The organism is Cyanobacteriota bacterium (assembly GCA_027618255.1).
Taxonomy (GTDB): domain Bacteria; phylum Cyanobacteriota; class Vampirovibrionia; order LMEP-6097; family LMEP-6097; genus JABHOV01.
In genome coordinates this window covers 1-3,042 of sequence record JAQCFG010000103.1, presented here as the reverse complement: position 1 = coordinate 3,042, position 3,042 = coordinate 1, and the positions used below count along the sequence as shown (strand labels likewise).

Annotated in this window: 4 protein-coding genes; 2 read left to right on the top strand and 2 right to left on the bottom strand. The window is 39.0% G+C overall.

The features are described from left to right. On the top strand, positions 1–440 hold a 440-nt coding region (locus O3C63_09595), incomplete at its 5' end, for a hypothetical protein (protein MDA0773176.1). Positions 441–504: 64 nt separating this feature from the next. After that, entirely contained in the window at positions 505–1,131 is a 627-nt protein-coding gene (locus O3C63_09590; protein MDA0773175.1) for a hypothetical protein, read from the top strand. On the opposite strand, the gene O3C63_09585 is transcribed toward O3C63_09590, so the two are convergent. Together O3C63_09585 and leuB are read right to left on the bottom strand one after the other, a co-directional pair. After that, positions 1,117–2,106, bottom strand: coding sequence for an exodeoxyribonuclease III (locus O3C63_09585; protein ID MDA0773174.1), 990 nt, complete (start codon positions 2,104–2,106; stop codon positions 1,117–1,119). The two genes, O3C63_09590 and O3C63_09585, sit on opposite strands and share 15 nt — an antisense overlap. After that, positions 2,099–3,042 (bottom strand): 3-isopropylmalate dehydrogenase (gene leuB, locus O3C63_09580; GenBank protein ID MDA0773173.1); only part of this gene is annotated, 944 nt, incomplete at its 5' end. The genes leuB and O3C63_09585, both read right to left, overlap by 8 nt.

The following is a 3,042-nucleotide window of genomic DNA, read 5'->3' as shown; positions in this document are numbered from 1 at the left end:
CATCATACAGAGATGAATTAATACCTAAGGAAGACGCTGAAAACTATTATTACTCAGACTTTAACGAAAAATATTCACTCAAGCTTGATGCATTAAAACGCATAAATAACCTTAAAACAGGCGAGGTGGAATCAACAGCAGTCACTAGGAGTGTTACAGAGACAAGAAGTTCTCAAACTGTGGACACTAGTTATTCTTTAGAACATTTCCCATTCAAAATCGGAAAAAACGAAGACCAATGGGGAGCAAAGTTTGCTCAGTTATCCCAAGATATAGAAGAACATTTAAAAGAAGTTAAAACAGAAATAGAAAGAAGCAAAGTAAAACAACAACTAGAAAACTATATGACCATGCTCAACGCCTTCCAGCCAGGTAGCAGTTCAGCGGAAGCGACACAAGTATTTATTAGTTTTTATCAACGCATGTTAGGCTCGATCTAATTCAAGTCTCAACAAAATCTGCTTGATTAACCTAGCCTTAACCTAGTTACGCTACATCTTTAATGTGGAGCTAAATCCCTACGAATCAGACCTTTTGGTCTTACACAAAGAACTGAAAAGACAAGAAGAAGAGTTTCTTCAGTCTTTGGTAATTAGTTACGATGAAGGTGTTCAAACTAAAAGTATTGAAACACTAAAAGAATTACAAAGCAGTCAAGAAGTTATAGAGCTTTATCAAAAAAAATCCTCATCATACAGAGATGAATTAATACCTAAGGAAGACGCTGAAAACTATTATTACTCAGACTTTAACGAAATATATTCACTCAAGCTTGATGCATTAAAACGCATGAATGCTATTAAGACAGAGGCTTTTGATTCACTAGAAACTAGAGGGTTAGCTTATGCTGGAATTGCCATGAATGACATCTTCGAGCAAACTCAAGAATTAATTGATCAACTGCAAGATCGAGGTATGGATCCGTTTGAATTAACAGAAATGATGTTGCGTATACAGAAAGACCTTGAAGAATGGATGATAAAAGCAAAAGCAGAAATAGAAAAAAGTAAAATAAAAAAAATACTGGGCGATTACATGAGTATGCTCAAAGCCTTTGAGCCAGGTAGTAGTTCTGCAGAAGCCACCGAAGTATTTATTAGCTTCTATAAACGCATGCTAAGCTACCTCTAACTCAATAGAAACCGGACAATGATCTGAACCCAAGACACCAGCATGAATCTGCGCTGCTTTGAGCCTGGGCAAAAGTGCCTCGCTGACAAAAAAATAATCTATTCTCCAACCGATATTGCGCTCGCGAGCAGCAGTCCTAAAACTCCACCAGCTATAGTTCTCGGCGACATCCGGATTCAAGTACCTAAAACTATCGGTAAAACCCAGTGCCTCAAGACGATCAAGATAGATTCTTTCTATTGGCATAAACCCAGATATATTGCTATTCTCTTTGGGCCGAGCCAAATCAATAGCTTGATGAGCAGTGTTGTAATCACCAGTGATAATAATATTGGGCTGAGTTTGTTTTAGCTCTTGAATATACAGTAAAAAACTCTCATAAAAATCTAATTTGAATTTAAGCCGCTCTGTACTTGCACCACCATTAGGGAAATAAATATTAAACAGTGTATAATTATCTTTGCCGAGTTTATGCGTACTTTCTATAACTCTTCCCTCAGCATTAAAAGCCTCGATTTGTTCTTTGAGCTTAGTTTCACTGAGTCTTGTGGCTCCAGTCAATCTATCAAGTAAATCCACTGTACTTAGCTCAGTATATAGATTCTGCGGACTCAGGATTTCATTAACTCCTTTAAAAGTGAGACTAGTTTCTTTTTTGCCTTGATCCAGTGATTCAATTTCAACAGGGCTTTCTTTAAAACGCTCAAACTCAAAACCAAAATTAAATTCTAGTGCTTGTTCTTTTGCAAAGCTAGCCACACTACTATAGCCCTTGCGCACTGCACTGTTGTATTGAATGAATGGATAGTTCTCTATTTCAGTTAGCTCAGACTCAAGCTGATCTCTATGAGCTTTGGTTTCTTGCAAGCAGACTATATCAAAATCGCTATTTTTAAGCCAATCAAGAAAGCCCTTCTTGGCGACGGCACGAATGCCATTGACATTCCAAGAACATAATCTAATAGTTTTATGCATTTGCCAAAGCTAGTTTAACTTCCGCAACCAATGCTTCACTAACATCCTTGGTCTTAGCGCTGCCACCAAGATCAGCCGTTAGAATACCTCGAGCAAGAACTGCTTCAACAGCTGTCTCTATAATTTCTGCTTCTTTTGACATCTCAAAACTAAGTCTCAGCATCATAGCAGCTGATAATACCATTGCAATCGGGTTAGCAAGTCCTTTGCCAGCAATATCAGGAGCAGAGCCATGTACCGGCTCATAGAGTCCAGGCAATGTCCCGTCACCAGTAGCAGCGCTTGGTAATAAACCAATACTTCCCGTCAACATAGCTGACTCATCAGAAAGAATATCTCCAAATAAATTACCAGTAACAATTACATCAAATTGCTTAGGATCTTTAATTAATTGCATCGCGGCGTTGTCAACATACATATGACTAAGCTCAACATCAGGGTAATCCTTAGATACTTCAATCACGGCATCTCGCCAAAGTTGCGAGACGTTGAGCACGTTTGACTTATCGACAGAACAAAGTCTTTTGCTACGCTTGCGAGCCAGACAGAAAGCCACGTGAGCGATTCTAGTAACTTCTGACTTTTCGTAAACCATCGTGTTAAGAGCGCGATTACCATCATTAGAACTAGGTTGCCCGAAATAAATACCACCAGTAAGTTCACGAACAACAACTAAGTCAGTTCCTCTAACAATCTCAGTTTTGAGGCTAGATAAATGAGCCAACGAATCAAAGACCTTGGCTGGTCTAATATTAGCAAAGGTTTGCAATTCTTTACGCAAAGCAAGTAAGCCAGTCTCAGGTCTCTTATCGCGCGGTAAGTTGTCATACTGAGGTCCACCAATTGCAGCCATTAATACAGCGTCAACTTCTTTGAGCTTTGCTTTGGTTTCATCAGGAAATGGACTGCCAGTTTTGTCGATAGCAACACCACCCA

Excerpts from the sequence above, each read along its gene's own strand:
- O3C63_09585 (MDA0773174.1), bottom strand. The coding sequence starts at position 2,106 with ATGCATAAAACTATTAGATTATGTTCTTGGAATGTCAATGGCATTCGT.